We start from the raw sequence: 23,966 nt of genomic DNA, 5'->3' as shown, positions 1-23,966 counted from the left end.
TTACTTATTTTTACGAGTAGTTTAGCCATAAAACACTAAAATTATTCACTTTAAAAGACCTATATAAGTTTTACATTTTTTTCTCCAAACATCTTCTCTATATTTGCAACAACTTCATGCTCGTCTTTAACCCACAGCTCGCTGTCAAGCCTGAACTTATGTCTTTCATTTTTAGTACATATGTATATAGGGACATTTCCCCTATGTTCAGTCACTGCCGTCTTCAGATGCGATATGGCATCCTTTATCTGATTTTCACTTTGAATCAAAATATATAATTTTTTAGTGTCTATCCTCACCATCGGTTCCATTGTGTCACACAAAACCTTAGGTTGTTCCTCCTCACGCATGCTGACTCTTCCCTTTACTATTATGAGTGAATCTTCATGCACAAGATTCCTGAACTTCTGAAATACCTTTGGAAATATTATAAGCTCTACAATTCCATATAAATCTTCGAGGCTCGCAAAAGCCATCATGTCATTGTTCTTTGTAATCTTACGTGAAAGCTCCGATATTATTCCACCGATTATGACTTTATCTCCATCCTTGACTTTCGATTCGGTAATAGTACCATCTTCCAGAGTAGTATTTGCAACTATATCTGAAATCTTTATGCTTGTTTGGAGCTTCAATGTTTTCTCGTACTCGTCAAGTGGATGTCCTGACAAGTAAAGTCCTGTCATTTGCTTTTCCATGGAAAGCAAATCCCTCTTGCTGAATTCCTCCATTTCAGGATAGCGAATTTTTAAATTATCATCCTGAACCGTAGAAAAAAGACTTATCTGCCCCTTTATATTTTTCTTTCTGGAATTTGTAATTCCCTCAATTACCTTTTCATGTACGGCAACAAGTTTTGACCTGTATATTCCAAAGCAATCAAATGCTCCAGACTTTACAAGACTTTCAACAACTCTCTTGTTTATAGCTGAAACATCTATACTGCTGCAAAAATCCACAATATCTTTAAAATGTCCATGCTTTTTTCTTGATTCAACTATGCTGTTTATAATATTCTCGCCTACATTTTTTACAGCAGAAAGACCAAATCGTATACTGTTACCACTTACTGTAAACTTTGCAAAGCTTTCATTTATGTCCGGAGGAAGAACCTCTATGCCTAAATCCTTTGCAAATCTTATATAATAAGCAACCTTTTCACTGTCACCTTTTACGCTGTTAAGCATTGCAGCTGTATATTCAACTGGATAATAACACATCAAATATGCAGTCTGAAAGGCAACAACTGCATAAGCTGCTGCATGTGATTTATTAAAAGCATAAGATGCAAAATCCATCATAGAATCAAATAATTTATTTGCAATCTCTTCCGATATCCCATTTCTAATGCAGCCTGGGACTTCAACTTTGTCGTTCTCTCCAACTATACCATAAACAAAATTATGCCTCTCTTCCTCCATCACATGATGCTTTTTCTTGGACATTGCACGTCTAACAAGATCACTTCTACCCATTGAATATCCTGCAAGGTCACGTACTATCTGCATTACCTGTTCCTGATAAACCATACACCCGTAAGTTACCGAAAGAATGTGCTCGAGTTTCGGCGTCATATATTCTATATCTTTCGGATTTTTTTTATTTTTTATATACTTTGGTATTTCAGACATAGGCCCTGGTCTATAAAGACTTATCCCTGCAATAATATCCTCCAATGAATCCGGCTTCAATTCTTTCATAAATGATGTCATCCCTGGTGATTCAAGCTGAAATACTCCAGTAGTCCTGCCACTCCCTATCATGCTGTAGACTTTCTTGTCATCATAATCCACACTATCCAAGTTTATATCTATGTTTCTATTTTCTCTTACCATGGCAACTGTATCCCTGAGTACCGTCAATGTCCTGAGTCCAAGAAAATCCATCTTTAAAAGTCCAAGTTCCTCGAGGGTGCCCATTGTAAACTGCGTAACTACATTGTCATCATTTTTCTGAAGCGGAACATAATCTACAAGAGGCTTTGAAGATATTACAACTCCTGCAGCATGAGTTGACGTATGCCTTGGCAGTCCTTCAAGCGCCCTCGCCACATCTATAAGCTCATGTGTCCTGTCTTCATCCTCATATGCTCCTTTGAGTTCAGGGTTCATTTCAAGTGCCTTGTCTATGGTTACATTATGCCCTGAAATTGGCGCAGGAATCATTTTTGCTATTCTGTCAACCTCTCCATACGGGTAATTCATTGCCCTTCCAACATCCCTTATACAGGCTCTTGCCGCCATAGTACCAAAAGTTACAATCTGTGATACGTTTTGTTTTCCATATTTTTTCACAACATAGTCTATTACCTCGCCGCGTCTTTCATAACAAAAATCGCTGTCTATATCCGGCATAGACACTCTCTCCGGGTTTAAAAAACGCTCGAATATAAGATTATACTTTATAGGATCTATCTTCGTTATACCAAGTGTATATGCTACTATAGAACCTGCCCCACTGCCCCTTCCGGGTCCTGTCATTATGCCTTTTTCCCTGGCAAACCTTATGAAATCCCATACTATTAGAAAATAGTCCACATACCCCATCTGATTTATTACTCCAAGCTCATACTCCAGCCTGTCTTTTAAATCCTGAGTTACCGTCTTGTACCTTCTCTCAAGTCCCTTGCAGCATAAATCCCTTAAATACTCGTACGCATCCTGATTCTCAGGCAGTGGAAATTTTGGGAGCTTTGATTTGTGAAATTCATAGTCGAAATTACATTCTTCAGCTATTTTAACTGTATTTTCAAAAGCTTCAGGAATATCCTTGAACATATCATACATCTCTTCTGGAGATTTCAAGTAGAACTGATCTGATGGGTATCTCATCCTATCCTGATCTTCCACCGTTTTTCCAGTTTGTATGCACAAAAGTATATCATGTGCCCTGCTGTCACTTTTATTTATATAATGTACATCATTTGTAACCACCATGGGTATCTCAAGCTCCCTGGACATTTTTCTGATCTCTCTGTTAACCTTAAGCTGATCCTCTATTCCATGATATTGAAGTTCAAGATAAAACCCGTCCTTAAAAGTACTTCTGTAAAACTCCGCAGCTTCCTTTGCACCTTTCAGATTGTCATCCAGTATGTTTGCCTGAACTTCTCCGCTCAAACATGCACTCAATGCAATAAGTCCGCTGCTATGATTCTTCAGATAATCATGATCAACTCTTGGCTTGTAGTAAAATCCTTCTATAGAGGCTGTGGAAACTATTTGCATAAGGTTCCTATATCCAACTTCATTTTTCACAAGAAGTACAAGATGATAGTTGCGATTTTTGCCATTATTACTCTTAACATGCATTGATCCTTGTGAAACATATATTTCACATCCTATTATTGGTTTTATTCCATTGGCTTTTGCCTCTTTGTAAAAATCAACACATCCATACATTACTCCATGGTCAGTTATGGCCATGCTTTTCATACCAAGTTCAGAAGCTCTTTTTAAAAGATCTGGAATTTTTGCAGAAGAATCAAGCAGAGAATATTCCGTATGCTGGTGAAGACTTACCCAACTAATATCATCATTCCCCATTTTCCACAGTACCTCCTTTCAGTTCAAATTAAATTTACGGCTGTGTTCAGCTTTCAAAGTCAACAGATACAGAAGAATCAAGCATTGGTTTTAAATGTGCAAGCACTTCATTTACATGTACCGGATGAACCTGATATGCGTCCATATCATTCTTCGAATCAAATTTTGCGACAAGTGCAATATCATAAGATCTTTCCGACTTTACCACATCGGTACCAACAACTACACTTTTCAAAGTAGGTATTTTGCCGTCAACCCTCATCAGTATTTGAGATGCCTTTTTAATATTTTCGCGGTTTCTGTCCTTCAATTTGAAAAAGACTATATGAGTGAACATTTTAACCCCTCCATATAAATATATTTTACTAATAATATATTTTATTATCTTCTCAATATTCGTGCGGACAAAATTGACTTTCCAACTATTTCTTTTTTATTATTGTACATATCTATTTCAACTTTGCATGAATTTCTGCCTATGTCTATTATATCGGAATATATATCCATGTTACTGTCTATCTGCACAGGTCTCATAAAATAAGTGTTTATGCTGTCTACAAGTATATTTATATTGTTCTTTTGCCTGAGTGTCATAATTCCCATTGTAGATAACAGCATGTTAAGTGAACTCCATGAGGCTGTTCCTATTGGATCAAGCATCTCCGGAGTTATTCTTCCATGAAAATAAATTCCTTCGGATTTTGTTTCAAACTCGAACTCTCTGAGCACAAGATCTTCAAGGGTCTCCCCCGACTGCGGCTGCCTCGTCATATACTGAAGCGCTTTTATAACATCACCCCTTGTAACAACCCCAATCAGCTTTTTCCCATCTACAACAGGAAAGAGGTCTATTCCCTCCCACCCCATTATATGTGCTGCATAGGCCACCGTGGTTTTAGGCGTTAAAGTTATTGGGTTTTTATGCATCATCTTGCTTACACTCTCGTCATCTGGAGTTTTTCCCGGGACATCTTTAAGCGTTATTATACCAACAACCCTTTTTCTAACATCTACTACCGGATATCTTTCATGGTGAGTTTCCTCAACATTCTGTCTCCATGTTGATATTTTATCCGAAATAGTAAGATACTGCGGCTCCCCCTGCATTATATCTTCTATGAGCAATATGTCTTTCTTTATCATATTTTCCGAAATGGCTTTATTTATCATACTTGCCACAGTAAAAGTATCATATGTCGTGGATATAAGAGGAAGACACCTCTTGTTTGCAAGTTCTCTTATTTCATCACTACAGGAAAAGCCTCCTGTTATAAGTACACCGGAATTATTCATAAGAGCAAGCTTCTGTGCTTCTTCCCTGTTTCCTACTATTAAAAGACAATCCTTTTTTATATACTTTTCCATTGCATCTATTGTCATTGCACCTATGACAAAACAGTGAAGCACCTTGTATATTCCGTCTTTCCCGCCAAGCAGGGTACCATCAACTATATTTATTACCTCTCCATAGGTAAGCGCATCTATGTTCTTCTTTTCGACTTTCTCTATCCTTACAGTCCCAACTCTTGGAATGGTTGTAACTATTCCAAGAGTGTCGGAATCCTTTATTGCCCTATATGCCGTTCCATCACTTACCCCTAAGTCACTGGCTATACTTCGTACAGATATTTTGGTTCCTACATCCAATGATAGTATATACTTTATTACATCTTCGTGCTTCGACATGGATTACTCCTACCTTTCTTCTTTTCTAAGTTCTTCAGCTATTTTTTCAATTCTTCTTAGTCTATGGTTGACCCCTGATTTTCCAACTGGGGGATTGAGCATTTTTCCAAGCTGTTTCAATGATTCGTCAGGATATTTCAGCCTCAACTGTGCTATTTCCCTTAAATTAGCCGGAAGACGCATAAGTCCTATTTCTCTTTCAATCAATTTTATGCTCTCCGTCTGTCTTACAGCTGCATTTACAGTTTTACTGAGATTTGCCGTTTCACAGTTCACCAGCCTGTTTACATTATTCCTCATGTCTTTCATTATTCTGACATTTTCCAATTCAAGAAGTGACGAATGCGCCCCTATAAGTCCAAGCAAATTTACTATTTGCTCGCCTTCCTTAAGGTAGACTATAAAGCTGCTTTTCCTCTGAATAACTTTTGAATTGAGCCCATAATCATTTATAAGCCTGCTCAAATCGCACGCATAATCATTATTGTGGGTTACAAATTCAAGATGATATGTCTTTTCAGGATTGCTTATGCTTCCTCCTCCAAGAAATGCACCTCTTATATAGGCTCTTTTATATATATCCTTTTTAAAAAAAATCTCCGGTATGCTGTAATCGAGTGAAAAAATATTTCCATCTTCCTTAAAAAGTCCTATTTCAGCCAGCAGACTTTTAACATGTACCTGTTCCATTATAACAACAACGTATATATTGTTTTTTTTTAGTGAATTGTTCTTTTTCATAAGTATCTTGGCATGTATCTCGAATTTGTCCTTTAGAAGCGTAAATACAAATCTGGCTATTGCTGGATTTTCCGTGGAAACCTTGAACCTGAATTGCCTGTTTGAACCAAACATCAAAGTTCCACTCACCTTCATTATTGCCGATAATTCAGCTGCGGCCTCTTCCCTTCCCATGTCCGTGTATCTGCATATTTCATTTTTTACTTTTACTGAGAATGACATATAATCTCCTACCTATTATTCTTTTTCTGCTTGATTCTTTCAGATAAATAAAAATACTCAATTATCTTCTTTCTGTCAAACAAAAGTTTTTTGTCCATTATAGTTTCTATAAGGATAGAAGCCAACTTTTCAGAATTATGTCTTATAAGGTCACCCTTTACACTTATAAAGTCACCTTCTATCGGTTTTACACCAAGCCTCTCAAGAACTTCCTCGTCTATCTTTACAAGATGCGAGGCCTCTTCATGATATTTTCCTTCAAGATTCCCACTTATTTTTCCGACATTTGCAATAGTACAATCAATTATACCGCTGCCTCCATGCTTGTAAATGGCCTTTATATGATCCCCGACTGAAAACCCATCTGTTTCACCTGGCTGTGTCATTATATTTGATATATATATCTTTATTGCCTTGGTCTTGTGCAGTGCTGAAGATATTCCATCCACCAGGAGATTTGGAATAATACTTGTATAAAGGCTCCCCGGTCCAAGAATCACTGCATCGGCTTCCATTATGGCAGAAACGGCTTCTTTCAGAGCTTTTGCCCCTTTTGGTTCTATGAAAATCCTATTGATTTTCGTATTATTTTCTATGGCATATTCAGGTATTCGTGATTCGCCCTCTACAATTTTTCCATTTTCATACTCTGCCTTAAGCACAAGATTATCCAGTGTAACAGGCATAACTTTTCCCGTAACTGCAAGTACGGAACTCATTTTGTGGACAGCTTCTTCAAAATTTGAAGATATGCCATTCATCGCTGCAAGAAACAAATTTCCAAAGCTTTGATTTTTGAGTTTCCCATCCTTGAATCTGTACTGCAGCAGATCTTCCATCAAAGGTTCAGTATCTGCAAGTGCAAGAATACAGTTTCTTATATCTCCAGGCGGCAGTATTCCAAGATCTTCCCTTAAATCTCCCGAACCTCCGCCATCGTCGCCCACAGTTACTATAGCAGTTATATTGGATGTATAATATTTTAATCCTCTAAGCATTGTGGAAAGACCTGTTCCTCCACCAATTGTAACTATTTTAGGCCCTTTTACCAGAAGTCTTTTTTCATATATGAGATTTTCAATCTTTTTGGAACTAAAAGATACATTGAGATATCCTCTATTTATAAGTGCTATTATTGAACGCATGCCCTGTGTTACAGAAATATACAACACAAAAATACCGGAAATAATTAAAAATACATAGAAAGAAATGTAATAAATACTGTAGAATCTCCTGTTTATAAATTCAATTACTCCGAATATTATAAAAAGCCCTCCCATGGCTCCAAGCATAATCCACCTTTTAACTTTTATTCCAGGTCTAAGCCAACCCGCAATTCTCATAGTTTTTTACCACCTTTATTAACATCCTCTTCAATGTCTCTATGATCTATATTTACCCTATGACCATTTTCCTTCAGTCTGTCATAAATTGCATTTGCAATTGTTACAGACCTGTGGCGTCCTCCGGTACATCCTATTGAAATAATAAGCTGCCTCTTACCTTCGCTTACATAATACGGTATCAAAAACTCAAGCATGTCATAAAGTTTATCCACAAACTGATTGGTTTGTTTAAAACCCATTATATAATCAACTACAAGTTTATCATTTCCAGAGTGGCTTTTAAGTTCTGAAATGTAAAAAGGGTTTGGAAGAAATCTAACATCAAAAACAAGGTCTGAATCCAGCGGAAGTCCATATTTGAATCCAAATGAAAGTACTGTTATCATAAGTTGATTTTCAATCTGACCTTTCTCTGCATATATACCCGTTATTTTCTCTCTTAGTTCTCTCGTAGCCAATTCTGATGTATCTATTATATTATCCGAACGGTCTTTAAGCTCTCTAAGTCTGTTTCTCTCCATCGTTATTCCATTTAATATTCTTCCTTCAGGTGCAAGCGGATGCTTCCTCCTGGACTCCTTGAATCTTTTTATAAGTACCTCGTCAGACGCATCGAGAAACAATATTTCATATTTATAATCATGTCGTTTCAAATACACAAGACTTTCAAATATGTCATCGAAAAACTGCCCGCCCCTTATATCTATAACCAATGCTATCTTGTTTATCTTTCCATTGGTTTGATAACACGCTTCAGCGAATTTTGGTATTAGGGTAGGAGGAAGATTATCCACACAAAAATATCCCAAGTCTTCTAGATTTCTTACAGCTTGAGTTTTACCCGCTCCTGACAAACCTGTTACTATAACAAATCTCATAACCAACCCTCCTGTTCATAACTAATGCTTTTTTTAATTATAACATAAAAAATAGAGAATCTAAACTTGATAAATCAATAGATTCCCTAGAGGTAAATTAGTCTTCTCCTATGATTCTTACTTCAGTATAAAGATCAACGTCAAATTTCTTCTTTACAGTAACCTGTACTATCTTTATAAGATCGAGTATGTCTTTTGCTGAAGCATTTCCTTTGTTTATTATAAATCCAGAATGTTTCTCAGAAACCTGTGCATCACCTACACTTGTTCCTTTAAGCCCACTGTCCTCTATGAGCTTTGCTGCAAAATGCCCTTCTGGTCTTTTAAACGTACTTCCTGCCGAAGGATATTCAAGAGGTTGTTTTTCATTTCTCCTTCTGTTCAAATTCTCAATTCTGTCATATATCTTTTCATGTTCTCCATTTTGAAGTTTGAAAGTTACCTCAAGAACAGTGTATCCGTATTTCAATATCGAACTCATTCTATATCCAAGTTCCAGCTGCTCAAGATTTATATTCTTTACTTCGCCATGATTATCTACTATACATACGCTTTCTATTATGCTGGATATCTCTCCGTTATACGCCCCTGCATTCATTGCAACAGCGCCTCCAACACTCCCCGGAATTCCGCAGGCAAATTCAATTCCTGTAAGATTGTTTTCAAGTGCCGTCTGGGATATATCTTTTATCGCCGATCCGCTTCCTGCAATAATTCTTTCTCCATCAACCTTTATATTATTCAATTTGGTAAGTTTAATTACAATTCCCCTTATACCACCATCTTTTACAAGTAAATTAGAACCATTTCCCATTATGTAGTATGGTACCTTTTTCCGTTTGCATATATCAATAACAGACAAAACCTCTTTGGAATCTTCAGGTGTTACAAGTATATCCGCAGGTCCTCCAACTTTAAAGGAAGTATATTTTCCCATAGTCTCATCTATCTTTATATCTTCTTTTTTTAAAAAACTCTCCAAATCGCACGCAAACTGTCTATATTTATTCATGTTATTCCTTTCTCCTCGAAATCTAAAATTTAAAATCTTAATACAGTATAATTTATACATCTTTTTTAATCAAGATTGAAATAAAACTAATCATTATCTTTTTCAAAAAAATCTACAATACTTTCGGCCGCCCGTTTATCAATTGATGGTGTGTCAAGCAGCTCCTTGAAAGCAGCCTTTTTTATGTTTTCTATACTTCCGAATTTTTTTAGAAGTTCCTTCCTTCTCTTTGCACCAATATGCGGAATGTCGTCCAAAACAGAATGAAGAACCCTCTTATTTCTTAAAGTTCTATGATAAATTATAGCAAATCTATGAACTTCATCCTGTATTCTTGTAATAAACTGCATGAGACTTGAATGCTTCTCAACTGGAAGCTCTATATTATTATAGATAATTCCCCGTGTTTTGTGATTATCATCTTTTACCATTCCGCATACAGGTATATCTATATCAAATCCCTTAATTACTTCAAGTGCCACATTTATCTGCCCTTTTCCTCCATCCATCATTATAAGGTCCGGGAACATACAAAACTTTCCGGCACTCAGTTTCAGGTTTCTTTCCTGTATCCTGCGAATTTCATCAAGACCGTGACTAAATCTTCTCGTAAGTATTTCCCTCATGCTGTCATAATCATTTGCCCCTTTTACGGTATCAATTTTAAATCTTCTATAATCACTGTGCTTTGGAAATCCATCTTCAAATACCACCATGCTTCCAACAGAATCAATGCCCTGAATATTTGAAATATCATATGCTTCTATCCTATGCGGTATATCATCAAGTCCAAGCAATTCGGAAATCTGTTCAAGATTCTTCTTCTGTCCGCTTTTATCCCGAAGTATCTTTGTTTTAAAATTTTTAAGCATTGTTGCTGAATTTTTCCATACAAGTTCAAGAGTTGATTTTTTATCACCTCTATACGGTATCTTTATTGATACCTTGGAATCCTTCTTCATTCCCAGCCATTTTGACAGAAGATCACTATCCTCTGCAAAAGGCACATATATAATTTTGGGTATATGTGCAGTTCCGCCATAAAACTCTCTTATGAAATTTGATATTATCTCTCCCGGTGGAAGCCCTGCAGTGTTCTCTATAATATAGTGTTCTCTTCCGATTATTTTACCGTTTCTCATAAAAAATACCTGTACACAACTATCATTGTCATCAGAATATATATTTATAAAATCTTCATCTTCGAAATTTCCAGTTATAATCTTTTGCTTCTCAGTTACCTTCTTTACAGAAAATATCTTATCTCTCAAGGTTGCAGCCTTTTCAAACTCCATATTTGAAGAAGCTTCTTCCATATCACCTTTCAATTTGTTTATTATATCCTTATCCTTCCCCGAAAGAAGATCTATAATCTCGGAGACTATTTCGCGATAATCCTCTGCATTTATATAACCGGCACATGGTCCCCTGCATAGTCCTATAAAATAGTTCAAACATGGCCTTACTTTTTTCTTTTCCGGCATTATTTTCATTCTGCAGCTTCTTACTGGAAAAACTTTTTTTATAAGTTCTATTGTTTCATATACAAAGGATGGATTGGGAAATGGTCCAAAATACTTTGCTCCGTCTTTTCTTATATTTCTCGTGATTATAATCCTTGGGAAACTTTCATTTGCCGTAACTTTTATAAAAGGATAATGCTTGTCATCCTTCAACAATATATTATACTTCGGTCTATACTTCTTTATAAGGTTGCATTCCAGGATAAGAGCCTCGATTTCAGAATCTGTAACTATATACTCAAATTCCGCTATATTCTGAACCATGGCTCTAACCTTCCCCGAATGGTTCTTCGATTTTTGAAAATACTGTCTTACCCTATTTTTAAGTATTTTAGCCTTTCCAACATATATAACCTCTCCTGAAGAATTTTTCATAATATAAACTCCAGGCTTATCTGGAAGTACTTTTAATTGGTAATTAAAATCAAACATTTTATATTATATGACCTCCCGCCAGTCTATTTATAAAATATACTTGGTATTTTATAAATTGTAAAGAGGAGTCCTCCAATCATGAGAAGCTGCTCTATGGCCGAACCGATTTTAGAATTTGTCTTATATGTAAAGGGAAACTTGACTTTTTTATTTCTGAAAGGATAAAAGAGAGGTATACCCCTGTCCGTACACATATCACAGATAAGATGCATACCGTAGCCTATCATGAAATAATATATCAGATATGGTATATTATACATATTCCCAATATATCCCGCAATAAACGAAAACATGGACATTCCTGTCAGACTGTGGGTAAGTCCATTCCTATGTGAAGATACGGCTATCAGGATAAGGGCTATACCTATTGCTTTTACTATTGGTCTGTTAAGGTAAAGATAATCGTACCAGAGCAGAATTATTCCCAGGCATCCATATACCGTAACTTTTGTCATCTTGTTTCTAAATGGAAGAATGTATTTGTTTATTATACTTTTGGGATGATCCACATCTGGAAGTGCCGATGAAAATGCCGTTATAGCCAATCCTATATAGCTAAATCCCCCTGGAATTATTTTATATATAGATAAAAAAGCAAGCACTCCTATCCCTATATGAGTTTTACCCTTCATTTTTTCTCCTTTTATAAAACTTTAACGTGTTAAATATCCCTTACAGTGAGTATATTATAACATTAAATCAATTATAATATTACTTTTCACAACAAAATTTTCCGGGAAATACTATCATATAAAAACATACGTTCATAAAAGACATTTTTTAAAACACTAAATATGATATAATGCAATTAATTATATTAGTAAAAACTTGAAATTACAAAATCTGTATGCTTAAATTTCTGAGTAGATTAACTGATAGGAGTAAACTATGTATAAGATTTTGATCGTTGAAGATGATGCTGTAATTGCAAAGTCGATAAAAGAATATTTAAATGGCTGGAACTATGAAGTTGAGTTGATATCCGACTTTAAAGATATAATGCAGGAATTTATAAATTTTGACCCCCATCTCGTTCTTCTGGATATATCGCTGCCATTTTTTAATGGTTATCACTGGTGCAGTGAAATTCGCAAAATATCAAAAATTCCAATCATATTTATTTCGTCTATGTCAGAAAATATGAACATCATTATGGCTGTAAACATGGGAGGTGACGACTTTATATCCAAACCTTTTGACTTAAGTGTACTCGTTGCAAAAGTTCAGGCATTACTAAGGAGATCATATTCTTTTGGAGGCAAGATGGATATAATCGATCATAAAGGTATGGTGTTAAACTTGGATGATGCAACTATCGAATACAATAATAACAAACTTGAACTTACCAAAAACGAGTTTAAAATCCTTCAAATTTTGTTTGAAAACATAGGCCGTGTAATTCCAAGAAATATTATTATGACAAAGCTCTGGGAAAGCGACAGTTATATAGACGATAATACCTTAACTGTAAATATGACACGTATTAGAAGAAAACTTTCAGACATTGGCATTTGTGATCTCATAAAGACCAAAAAAGGTATTGGATATATGGTGGAATAATTATGAAACAAAATTCTTTTTTATGGATTCTATTGTGGTATATTAAAGACAATAAAAAATTAATAATAACCTGTACCGTCTTCTTAACTATTTTTATCACAATCTTTTCTCTTTATTCTATAACACTTGAGCCAATTCTGTATGCTTTATTATTGTCAATGACTATTACTGGAATATTTGCAGTTTGTGACTTTGTCATTTATTTTAAAAAACATAGAAATTTAAATGTTTTAGGGAAAAATATTAATATAAATTTAGACGGTCTTTCAGGTGCCAAAACTTTAATTGAAGCAGACTATCAAAATATATTAAAAATATTCCATGAGCAAAGTACCAAACTAATTTCAGATATAGATATTAAGCGCACAGAAATGATAGATTATTACACTCTCTGGGCACATCAAATCAAAACACCAATTGCTGCAATAAAACTTTTGCTCCAAACTGAATACAATGAGCAAAACAGAGAACTTTTAGAACAAGTTTTTAAAATTGAGCAATACGTGGAAATGGTACTGTGCTACTTGAAAATAGACAATTCTTCATCTGACTTAGTAATAAAGAATTATGATTTAATGCACATTATAAGACAGGTTATAAGAAAATATGCTCCTATATTTATAAGAAAAAACATAGCTCTTGATCTAAGGGAAATAAATTGTTCTGTTTTAACAGATGAAAAATGGCTTGTATTTGTACTTGAGCAAATATTATGGAATGCATTAAAGTATACAAAAAGCGGAAAGATATCAATATACATGGATGATAAAGAAAAAAAGGCTCTTGTAATTAATGATACCGGCGTTGGAATCTCAGAGGAAGACCTTCCAAGAGTATTTGAAAGAGGTTTTACTGGTTATAATGGCCGTATGGATAAAAAGGCCACGGGAATCGGGTTATACCTCTGCAAAAAAATACTAGATAAGCTTTCACACACAATAACCATCACCTCCGTTATAGACAAGGGTACAACAGTAAAAATTCACCTCTTTTCTGAGCATACTATAATCGAATAAATACATCCTTACAAAAATGTAAGTTTAAAGAGCGAAGTGTAAGCCAAAATTATGGCAGACACATCTCTCTTTTTTTATAATAATCGTATAGTAAAAATTGAGGAGGAAAAAGATGAAACTGTTAGAGGTAAATAATTTAAAAAAGATATATTCAACAAGATTTGGCGGCAATCAGGTTAAAGCACTAAACAATGTCACATTCTCAGTAGAAGAAGGTGAATACGTGGCAATCATGGGTGAATCGGGCTCTGGGAAAACTACATTGCTTAATATGTTAGCATCTCTGGATAAACCAACCAGCGGGAAAATTATACTTCAGGGCAAAGATATGGTGGCAATAAAAGAAAGCTTAATAACTGCATTTCGAAGAGAAAATCTAGGTTTTGTATTTCAGGATTTTAACCTTCTTGATACATTTTCTTTAAAAGACAATATTTTTCTTCCACTGGTTTTATCCAGAAAATCATATAAAGAAATGGAGAAGAAATTAAAACCAATTGCACGCACACTTGGAATAGATTCTTTACTTAATAAGTTTCCTTATGAAGTATCCGGTGGTCAAAAACAAAGAGCCGCTGTTGCAAGAGCACTGATTACAGACCCAAAGCTTATTTTAGCAGATGAACCAACGGGTGCACTTGATTCAAAGTCAACGGATCATCTCTTAGACTTATTTTCAAAAATTAATAATGAAGGCCAGACAATTGTTATGGTCACTCACAGTGCTAAAGCAGCCAGCCGTGCAGGAAGAGTTCTTTTTATAAAAGACGGAGAAGTATTCCATCAAATTTACAAAGGATCTATGTCAAAAGAGCAGATGTTTGAAAAAATCTCAAATGCACTTACAGTAATAACCACTGGAGGTGGTAAGCATGAGTAAGCTATTTTATCCCAAGCTTGCAGTTATAAATATTAAAAAAAACAGCAAGACATATGCTCCATTTATTCTGACATGTATATGCACTATTATAATGTTTTATATAATGCACTCAATGTCAATAAATTCAGGATTAAATAAAATTGTCGGATCATCCAGTTTAAAACTTCTGCTGTCTTTTGGTACAAAAATAATCGCAATTTTTTCAGCAATATTCCTTTTCTATACAAACGGCTTTTTAATCAAAAGACGTAAAAAGGAAATAGGTCTATATAATGTACTTGGACTTGAAAAAAAGCACATTGCAAAGATACTATTCTTTGAATGTATCTTTACCTCGGCTATAAGTTTGACATTGGGAATTGCCTTAGGAATAATATTTGACAAGTTAATGTTCCTTTTACTTATAAAAATTCTCAGCTTCAAAGTTGTCTTTGGTTTTTCTATTTCAGTGCCATCCATAATTAAAACATTAATTGTTTTTGGTATAATATTTCTTGCAACATTACTATCTAACCTGTTTCAGATTAAAATATTAAAGCCAATCGATCTTTTAAAGGGATCTAATCAGGGTGAGAAGGAGCCAAAATCCAAATTAATTATAACTATTATAGGTTTAGCTGCCCTTTTAGGTGGATATAGAATAGCTCTAAATGTCGATTCTCCGCTTAAAGCACTTACTTCGTTCTTTATTGCAGTAATTTTAGTCATGATAGGCACTTATGCTCTATTTACGTCAGGCAGTATATCAATGTTAAAGATGCTGCGTAGAAATAAAACCTTTTATTACAAAACTAATCATTTTATATCTGTTTCAGGTATGATGTACAGAATGAAACAAAATGCAATAGGATTGGCAAATATATGTATTTTAAGTACTGCCGTACTTGTTATGCTTTCAACAACTACCTCTCTATATGCGGGTATGGAAGATATTTTAAAAATAAAATATCCTAGAGAGCTTTCAATAAAAACGGATAATTTAAATAAAGCTAATATAAACAAGATAAACAATATTATAAATCAGGAATTAAAATCTAATAAGTTAACTACAAAAGATGAGTTTCACACATACAGCAACTCTATAACAGTTGTAGAAAAAAGCGGGAATTTTTTATCAGAAAATGGTTCTTCAAATAATCAAAATTCGTATTTACTGGTAACAATTCCAATATCAGATTACAACAGAATTGAAAATAAGAATGTAACTTTAAAAGATAATGAAGCTCTGCTGTTTTCAAAGACAAAAGGTTTTAAAAAAACTTCAATAACTATTGATAACAAGACTTTCAACATCAAAGAAAAATTAAATACACCTTTAAATTTTTCAGTAGATTCCATGACTATGACCGATGTTATAGATACTTACGTACTATTTGTAAATGATATAAATTTCACTCAAAAAAATTCTTCCAACGAATATACTACAGCTTTTAACTTAAATGGTACAGAGCAAGATATATCCTTGATGTCAGATAAATTAAACAAAGCTTTTTCACAAAACACAATACACGCTTTAGTTTCAGATTCTGTATCTGGCAAACAAGATTTTAGCTCTGGATATGGCGGCTTGTTTTTCATTGGAATATTTTTAGGAGTACTATTTCTTATGGCAACAGTACTTATCATTTACTATAAACAGATATCAGAAGGTTTTGAGGATAAAGAACGTTTTAAAATACTCCAAAAAGTTGGTATGGATAAAAGAGAGATTAAGAAAACCATACGAAGTCAAGTATTAATGGTATTTTTTCTTCCCCTGGTTTTCACCATAATCCACATTGCTTTTGCTTTCCCAATGATGTCAAAACTACTTGCTCTTTTGATGCTTGAAAATATAAATTTATTTATATTTTCAACAGCAGCAACAATACTCATCTTTGTAGTAATCTATACCATAGTATTTTTACTAACTGCAAAATCATACTACAAAATTGTTGAATGATATTAATACTGGATGTTAAGCGTTAATGCTTAGCACCCAGTAACTTTACTCATATCTTATTTTCTATTGCATTTACAATTTGACTGTCTACTGTATCTGCTATGTTTAAGAGTATATCCTCCACTCCCTTGGCTTCAAACTTTCCGTATTCACCATGATGAGATAAAATAGAATAACATATGTCATCCAATTCTTCAGGGTCAAGCACATTTCCCACTTCATTATTTATTTCAATTAAGTAGGCAGCCCCCATTACTATATGGTCAAGCTTGATTGACTTCCTGCGTATTATTCCATTATAGTCATATTCCTTTATTTTCATAACATCATGCACAACAGCCTTAAGTATCATCCTGTCTTTGTTTATAACATCCTTTGCATCCATGTAAAATGGGTTATCAATATAATTGCTCAAAATACTTTCCATTGTTTTCATTACACCAACCGTGTGTAAAAATAAACCGCCGCGCTTATTTCCATGAAATTTTTCAGCTGCAACACAAGTCAAAAATGCCTTCCATCTGTCGTTATTATAACCTGATGCTCCAGTGGCTGCTATGGCAATTTTTCTGTATTTATCCTCAAGTTTATTTACTGTATTGATAAAGTAGGTTATAAGTTCATCTGGCACATCATACAAAGGTATAAAAGAACAATAGTCAACATCTTCTGTTACAACATGAATAGAAGGACTTTTTATCTGCATGCTTCCATTAAAGCTTCCAGCATAGCCTTTTACTCTTACAATGCACCCTTCCTTTACCGAATCCATAAGTTTTTGATAATTGTCCCAAATTGGAAATGCAATTGAACAGGTATTGTCCTGAATTATCATTATAATATATGGATTGCCATCTTTTTTATGACCTATCCTCTTATCGCTTACCATCCCCAAAACTTCAATATTGTCACCATTTACCAATTTAGATATATCTTCTATTTTCATAAAAGACTAACTCCCCTCTTTGTCTATTTATCACCATTCTCATTAATTGAAATGACAAAAGAGAGGTATACCCCTGTCTGTACACATATCACAGATAAGATGCATACCGTAGCTTTCGTCATCTTGTTTCTAAATGTAGAATTATATTTATTTATTATACTTTTATAATATTACTTATTATAATAAAATTCCCCGGGAAATTACATCATATATAAAATTTTTATAATTATTTTTGCAGCGAGGTTGCTATTACCTGGGATGCAATGGACGCCGCGAGTACTCCTCCCTGTCCTCCATTCTCAACAATTACTGCAACTGCAACCTGCGGATCATCATAAGGTGCAAAACCTATAAACCAGGAATGAGGTGGTGAACCTGCTCCCATTTCTTCATTATCGGCAGTTCCCGTTTTTCCTGCAACCTGTATTCCGTTCAGTGATGCCTGGGTTCCAGTACCATAGTCAACTACGGACTTCATCATGTTTTTCATGGTATTTGCAATATCAGACGATATTATCTGCCCTGCAGACTCCGGCGATATTGTCTTTACAACTTTTCCGCTGTTTGTAATTACAGAATCTACAAGATGAGGTTTCATCATTGTTCCTCCATTTGCTATAGTACTTACTACAACCGCCATTTGAAGCGGACTTGCAAGGTCACTGCTTTGACCTATTGCACTCTGTGCTATACTTCCTTTTTCATAAGACTTCAAAGTCGGAAAATGACTTTGCTCAACAGGTATTCCATCTGTAGGAATGGTTTTGTTGAAATAAAACTCTTCTGCTGTCCTCTTTAAATTATCATTTCCAAGCTCCAGCCCAAGCGTTCCAAAATATACATTGCTGGAATGAGCATATGCCTGTTCAAAATCAATACTTCCAAGTACTTCACCATTGTAATTGTGAAGCTGGTAATCTGAGCCTATTTGAACAGAGCCTGTGTCATTTATTGTTTTATTTTGCACATTTCCTATATTTTCAAGAGCACTTACAGCAGTTACTGTTTTGAAAGTCGATCCCGGAGGATAAAGCCCTGCAGTTGCCCTGTTAAGCAAAGGCCTGCTGGAATCCTTATTTATATCCGACCATATTGAATCAAGATCGTTCGGATTAAATGAAGGCTTTGAAACGAGAGCTATAACCGCCCCTGTTTTTGGATTAAGCACAACCACAGCACCTTTGTTGTTTCCCAAAAGGTTGTATGCTTCTTTCTGCGTTGCAGAATCCAGTGTTGTTTTTACACTGTTTCCCACTTTTTTCATTGACTTTCCTTTGTTCTCGATAAGACTCTTCAAACTATCCTTTACATCTGTAGTCATAAGCTCCTGATCATATTTTCTTTCAAGACCTGTTATACCATACTTTTCATTAACATATCCGAGAACATGGGCAAATATCGATCCTCCCGTATATTCTCTTTTTTGAGTCTCAGCACTCACAGGATAACTTCGTGTAAGTGCTGTTCCATTTCTATCATAAATCGTTCCCCTCAGTACTTCATTTCTTTTTATCCATAGTCTCCTATTGTAATTACTGTTTACTATGCTTGGTCCTTCAACCATTTCAAAGTATGTCATATATGAGATCAAGCCTATAAAACACAGCAAAAATACAAACATAACTTTTTTTATATTGTTAAGTATATTATTCATATTATCTGCCCTCCTCTGATATTTTTTGAATTATACCCAAGGAAAAAAATGTTATAAGCATTGAACTTCCTCCATAACTTACAAGTGGCAATGTTACACCTGTAAGAGGTATGGCATTCATGACTCCTCCAACTATTACAAGTACCTGTGATGCAATCATTGAACTATACCCTACTGCAAGCAGTCTCGAAAATTTATCACTGCAATATACTGCAGCTCTCATACATCTGTAAAAAAGCAAGAAATACAATATTATAACTGCAAATCCCATAAGTACGCCAAGTTCCTCACACAAAGTGGCAAATATAAAATCTGTAGTGTTTATGGGTACATATTCAGGATGTCCAAGTCCAAGTCCTGAACCTGTAAGCCCTCCCGATGCTATAGAAAACATAGATTGTACTATCTGATAACTCTGATTGTTTGCATAGGGCCATGGATTTCTCCATATCATTACTCTCGTACGAACATGCCCGAACATATGATAACTCAAAACCGCACCTACCCCGGCAAGCAGAATACAAATTATTACATATCTGAATTTGGATGTCGCTATGTAAAGCATTGTTATTGATATTCCAAAAACTATAAGCGCCGACCCAAGATCTTTTTGAACCACCATGAATCCAAGACTTATCATAACAGCGGCTCCTGGAATAATAAGGTTTTTAAAACTCTTGTAGTTTTTAAGTTCTGCCGCAAGATATGCCACAAGAGTCAGCTTTCCAAACTCCGAAGGTTGAAATTGAAAACCTCCAAGTCTAATCCAGTTCCTTGAACCGTTTATTTCAGTACCGTGAATAGTACCAAGACTCATAAATAGCAAAGTAGCCACCAAATATATATATTTATACTTGCTAAAGCTTACAGTATCCGGCATTAAAACAACTATCAGTATGAATCCTGTAACACCTACTGCAAACCATATTATCTGTTTGATAGATACCTCCATATTTATCCTGTAAAGCATGACCATTCCTATAACGGCCAAAATACTTGAAAAAATAAATATGTATTTATCTCCATCCGAGAAAAACTTTCTTATTACAAAATATGAATAACCTATGAGAAGGCATGTAACCACTGCCATTATCATAGCACCTTTATCAAAGGGCTGTTTTATTACAGCCAGGTTAAAAAAACAGACAAAACACAAAAAGTATGTATATCTTAAAAGTTTTTTTTCATCCCTAGTAGTATCCATCTCGCTTCACCACCTATTAATTAGTCACATGATTTATCTTATAACCTTAAAAGACGTACCTCCTATTTTTATTTCATCTCCGGAATTGAGAGAATGACGTCCGTTAAGTTTTTTTCCATTCAAAAGAGTTCCGTTAGTACTCCCCAGATCTTCTATAATACAGTCTTTTCCGTTCTTTACATATAACCTGGCATGATGTGATGATGCATAAGGATCTTCAAGTCGAAGGTTATTGTCACTCTTTCTTCCTATGGTTATTTCATTTCTCACAGGTATAACAGCACCCCGTCTGAGATTAGAACCTTTTGCAGCTGCAATAACTTCAAGTCCGAAGGATTTTCTATTTGATGTTTTGGATTTCTTACCTCCGTTTTTTACATCTTTGTACATTATGCCTAAAGACCAGAATATTATAATATATACTATTCCTATAATTACAATTTTAAAAATCAAACTCAATTTACTTAGATCCATTTTCAATATCCTCCCCTAAAGATGAAACGACTAGCATTGTAAGCCTGCTTATGCTAGTCGTCATGTAGATTATAACATTTTTTTTAGATATTGTCCTGTATAAGACTTTTTATTTTGTATTATTTGATCGGGTGTACCTGTACATAATACGTTCCCACCTTTTTCTCCACCTTCAGGACCAAGATCTATTATATAATCCGCACACTTGACAACATCCAGGTTGTGCTCTATTACAACTACAGTATTTCCTGTATCTACAATTCTCTGGAGTATATTTACAAGTCTGTTGACATCATCGGTATGAAGTCCCGTCGTAGGTTCATCTAATATATAAAGTGTTTTTCCCGTACTTCTCTTTGACAGCTCATGTGCAAGTTTGACTCTCTGTGCTTCCCCTCCAGAAAGCTGTGTAGATGGTTGTCCAAGCCTTATGTACCCAAGTCCAACATCAAACAGAGTCTGAAGTTTACTTTTTATCCTCGGTATATTTTTAAAGAATTCCAGTGCTTCTTCGACCGTCATATTCAGCACATCGTCAATATTTTTTCCCTTGTATTTCACCTGCAGGGTTTCCCTGTTGTATCTCTTGCCCTTGCAGACTTCACAAGGTACATATACATCAGACAGAAATTGCATTTCAATTTTTATTATACCGTCGCCGCTGCATGCCTCACATCGTCCGCCTTTTACATTAAAACTGAATCTTCCAGGCTTGTAACCTCTCATTTTGGATTCAGGGGTATTGGAGAATACTTCCCTTATTATATCAAACACACCTGTATATGTAGCTGGATTGGACCTCGGAGTTCTTCCTATTGGATTTTGATTTATGTCTATGATTTTATCTATATTTTCGACGCCGAGCATTTCTTTGTATTTTCCTGGATTTACCCTCGACCCATTTATCTTCTTGTTTAGTCCCTTATAAAGCACTTCATTTACAAGAGTACTCTTTCCAGAACCTGATACTCCTGTCACGCAATTAAATACTCCAAGTGGTATAGACACATCCACATTTTTAAGATTATTCTGATTTGCACCTTTTATTGTTATAAACTTTCCATTTCCGGGTCTCCTTTTTTCCGGAAGCTCTATCTTCTTTTTCCCACTTAAATACTGCCCTGTAATCGACTTGTGGCTTTTCATTATATCCTGAACAGTTCCACAGGCAACTATTTCACCGCCATGCTCTCCTGCCCCAGGACCTACATCCACTATGTAGTCCGACGCACGCATAGTATCCTCGTCATGTTCTACCACAATAACCGTATTTCCCACATCTCTCAAATGTTCAAGTGTCTTTATAAGTCTGTCATTGTCTCTCTGGTGAAGACCTATACTAGGTTCATCCAATATATAAAGCACACCTACAAGTCCCGATCCTATCTGTGTCGCAAGTCGTATTCTTTGTGACTCACCACCTGATAATGTTCCCGAAGCTCTTGACAAAGTAAGATAATCAAGCCCTACATCAACAAGGAACCTCAATCTTCCTTTTATCTCCTTGAGTATCTGATCTGCTATTATGGAATCCCTCTTGGATAATTTTATATTTTGAAAAAATTCAAGTTCGTCTTTTATAGACATACTTGAAAGCTCTTGAATATTCTTATCTTTAACCTTAATGGAAAGCGCTTCGGCATTTAACCTGGCTCCCTTGCATTCAGGACATGGATTGTCACTCATGTAACTTTCTATTTCACCTTTTATGTAATTTGAATTTGTATCCATATATCTTCTTTTTAAATTATTTACTATTCCCTCAAAGGCATGATTGAACTCCATTTTTCTTCCATCTTTTTCATACTGGACCTTCACACTTTCTCCTTTGAGTCCATAAAGAATTATATCCAAAATGCTTCTGTCAAGCTGTTCAACAGGTGTGTCAAGTTTGAACTTATACTTCTTTGAAAGTGCTTTAAGTATGCTGAAAGTCCACGATCCTTCTTTCAAGCTTCCACTTTTCCATGGCATTACAGCTCCTCCAAGTATACTCTTGCTTTTGTCGGGTATTACAAGGCTCTCATCTATTTCAAAAAGAGTTCCTAGTCCATCGCATGTATTGCATTTTCCAAAAGGAGAATTGAAGGAAAAAGTTCTAGGCGTAATTTCTCCTATGCTTATACCACAGTGAACACATGCAAATTTTTCACTAAAAAGTATATCTTCTCCGTTAACAACATTTATAATTACTATTCCATCTGATAATTTAACAGCAGTTTCTATCGAATCTGAAAGTCTGCTTTCTATCTCTTTTTTGACAACCAACCTGTCTACAACAACTTCTATAGTATGTTTTTTATTTTTATCCAGATCTACTTTTGTTTCCTCAAGATCAAAAATTTCTCCGTCGATTCTGGCTCTTACATACCCATTTTTCTTTATGTTTTCTATAACTTTTACATGCTGGCCCTTTCTTCCTTTTATAACTGGAGCAAGTACCTGTATTTTTGTCCTCTCAGGCATTAAAAGCACCCGGTCAACCATCTGATCTACTGTCTGTTGTGTTATTTTTCTTCCACACTTCGGACAGTAAGGCACTCCTATCCTTGCATAAAGCAATCGCAAATAATCGTATATTTCAGTAACTGTTCCAACCGTAGAACGCGGGTTTTTGCTCGTAGTTTTCTGGTCGATGGAAATTGCGGGTGAAAGTCCCTCGATATACTCCACATCCGGCTTGTTCATCTGCCCCAAAAACTGCCTTGCATAGGCAGAAAGTGATTCCACATACCTTCTTTGTCCCTCTGCATATAATGTATCAAAAGCAAGAGAAGACTTTCCTGAACCCGACAATCCGGTAAAAACTATAAATTTATCGCGCGGTATTGTCAAATCTACATTTTTTAAATTGTGAACTTTGGCGCCTTTTATGATTATGTTTTCTTTCATATCTAAAACT

General features: G+C 35.1%; 18 protein-coding genes. 4 read left to right on the top strand and 14 right to left on the bottom strand.

Annotated features, from left to right (window positions below):
- Window positions 1-59 precede the first annotated feature (59 nt).
- From AC4CVH_RS11810 to AC4CVH_RS11770, 9 genes are all read right to left on the bottom strand, one after another.
- Window positions 60-3,545: a DNA polymerase III subunit alpha gene (locus AC4CVH_RS11810; protein WP_490787962.1), complete on the bottom strand. Its 3,486-nt coding sequence runs from the start codon at window positions 3,543-3,545 to the stop codon at window positions 60-62.
- A 46-nt stretch (window positions 3,546-3,591) separates the two neighbouring features.
- Window positions 3,592-3,882 (bottom strand): Dabb family protein, encoded by a 291-nt coding sequence (locus AC4CVH_RS11805; protein ID WP_490787961.1) that lies wholly within the window; start codon window positions 3,880-3,882, stop codon window positions 3,592-3,594.
- 44 nt (window positions 3,883-3,926) lie between these two features.
- Entirely contained in the window at window positions 3,927-5,231 is a 1,305-nt protein-coding gene (locus tag AC4CVH_RS11800; RefSeq protein ID WP_490787960.1) for a DRTGG domain-containing protein, read from the bottom strand.
- 9 nt (window positions 5,232-5,240) lie between these two features.
- Window positions 5,241-6,194, bottom strand: a complete 954-nt coding sequence (whiA, locus tag AC4CVH_RS11795) for a DNA-binding protein WhiA (protein ID WP_490787959.1) — start codon at window positions 6,192-6,194, stop codon at window positions 5,241-5,243.
- Window positions 6,195-6,202: 8 nt separating this feature from the next.
- Window positions 6,203-7,537, bottom strand: coding sequence for a gluconeogenesis factor YvcK family protein (locus AC4CVH_RS11790; protein WP_490787958.1), 1,335 nt, complete (start codon window positions 7,535-7,537; stop codon window positions 6,203-6,205).
- Window positions 7,534-8,418 (bottom strand): RNase adapter RapZ, encoded by an 885-nt coding sequence (rapZ, locus tag AC4CVH_RS11785; protein WP_490787957.1) that lies wholly within the window; start codon window positions 8,416-8,418, stop codon window positions 7,534-7,536. Before rapZ ends, AC4CVH_RS11790 begins: the two co-directional genes overlap by 4 nt.
- A 97-nt stretch (window positions 8,419-8,515) precedes the next feature.
- Entirely contained in the window at window positions 8,516-9,430 is a 915-nt protein-coding gene (gene murB / locus AC4CVH_RS11780) for a UDP-N-acetylmuramate dehydrogenase (protein ID WP_490787956.1), read from the bottom strand.
- An 86-nt stretch (window positions 9,431-9,516) separates the two neighbouring features.
- Window positions 9,517-11,385 carry an excinuclease ABC subunit UvrC gene (gene uvrC, locus AC4CVH_RS11775; RefSeq protein WP_490787955.1) on the bottom strand — a complete coding sequence of 623 codons (1,869 nt, stop codon included), beginning with the start codon at window positions 11,383-11,385 and terminating at the stop codon, window positions 9,517-9,519.
- A gap of 26 nt (window positions 11,386-11,411) precedes the next feature.
- Window positions 11,412-12,020 carry a metal-dependent hydrolase gene (locus tag AC4CVH_RS11770; RefSeq protein WP_490787954.1) on the bottom strand — a complete coding sequence of 203 codons (609 nt, stop codon included), beginning with the start codon at window positions 12,018-12,020 and terminating at the stop codon, window positions 11,412-11,414.
- A gap of 256 nt (window positions 12,021-12,276) precedes the next feature.
- On the opposite strand from AC4CVH_RS11770, the gene AC4CVH_RS11765 reads away from it, so the two are divergent.
- The 4 genes from AC4CVH_RS11765 (at window position 12,277) to AC4CVH_RS11750 (ending at window position 16,786) form a co-directional block, all read left to right on the top strand.
- Window positions 12,277-12,948: a response regulator transcription factor gene (locus AC4CVH_RS11765; RefSeq protein ID WP_490787953.1), complete on the top strand. Its 672-nt coding sequence runs from the start codon at window positions 12,277-12,279 to the stop codon at window positions 12,946-12,948.
- Between the two features lie 2 nt (window positions 12,949-12,950).
- A complete protein-coding gene (locus AC4CVH_RS11760) occupies window positions 12,951-13,964 on the top strand; it encodes a sensor histidine kinase (RefSeq protein ID WP_490787952.1) in 1,014 nt (337 codons plus the stop codon).
- Window positions 13,965-14,076: 112 nt separating this feature from the next.
- Window positions 14,077-14,844, top strand: a complete 768-nt coding sequence (locus AC4CVH_RS11755) for an ABC transporter ATP-binding protein (RefSeq protein WP_490787951.1) — start codon at window positions 14,077-14,079, stop codon at window positions 14,842-14,844.
- The gene (locus AC4CVH_RS11750; RefSeq protein WP_490787950.1) at window positions 14,837-16,786 is read left to right on the top strand and encodes an ABC transporter permease; all 1,950 of its coding nucleotides are present in this window, start codon (window positions 14,837-14,839) and stop codon (window positions 16,784-16,786) included. The genes AC4CVH_RS11755 and AC4CVH_RS11750 overlap by 8 nt, the downstream gene beginning before the upstream one ends.
- Window positions 16,787-16,835: 49 nt before the next feature.
- On the opposite strand, the gene AC4CVH_RS11745 is transcribed toward AC4CVH_RS11750, so the two are convergent.
- The 5 genes from AC4CVH_RS11745 to uvrA form a co-directional block, all read right to left on the bottom strand.
- Window positions 16,836-17,732, bottom strand: a complete 897-nt coding sequence (locus AC4CVH_RS11745) for an OB-fold nucleic acid binding domain-containing protein (RefSeq protein ID WP_490787949.1) — start codon at window positions 17,730-17,732, stop codon at window positions 16,836-16,838.
- Window positions 17,733-17,958: 226 nt separating this feature from the next.
- Entirely contained in the window at window positions 17,959-19,386 is a 1,428-nt protein-coding gene (locus tag AC4CVH_RS11740; protein ID WP_490787948.1) for a peptidoglycan D,D-transpeptidase FtsI family protein, read from the bottom strand.
- A gap of 1 nt (window position 19,387) precedes the next feature.
- On the bottom strand, window positions 19,388-20,590 hold the full coding sequence (locus AC4CVH_RS11735) for an FtsW/RodA/SpoVE family cell cycle protein (protein ID WP_490787947.1): 1,203 nt from the start codon (window positions 20,588-20,590) through the stop codon (window positions 19,388-19,390).
- A gap of 33 nt (window positions 20,591-20,623) precedes the next feature.
- Complete coding sequence (locus AC4CVH_RS11730; RefSeq protein ID WP_490787946.1) at window positions 20,624-21,064, bottom strand: FHA domain-containing protein; 441 nt, start codon at window positions 21,062-21,064, stop codon at window positions 20,624-20,626.
- Between the two features lie 69 nt (window positions 21,065-21,133).
- Complete coding sequence (gene uvrA / locus AC4CVH_RS11725; RefSeq protein WP_490787945.1) at window positions 21,134-23,956, bottom strand: excinuclease ABC subunit UvrA; 2,823 nt, start codon at window positions 23,954-23,956, stop codon at window positions 21,134-21,136.
- Window positions 23,957-23,966: the final 10 nt, after the last annotated feature.

This window comes from Clostridium pabulibutyricum, assembly GCF_058242705.1.
This window is presented reverse-complemented; position numbering and strand designations above follow the sequence as displayed.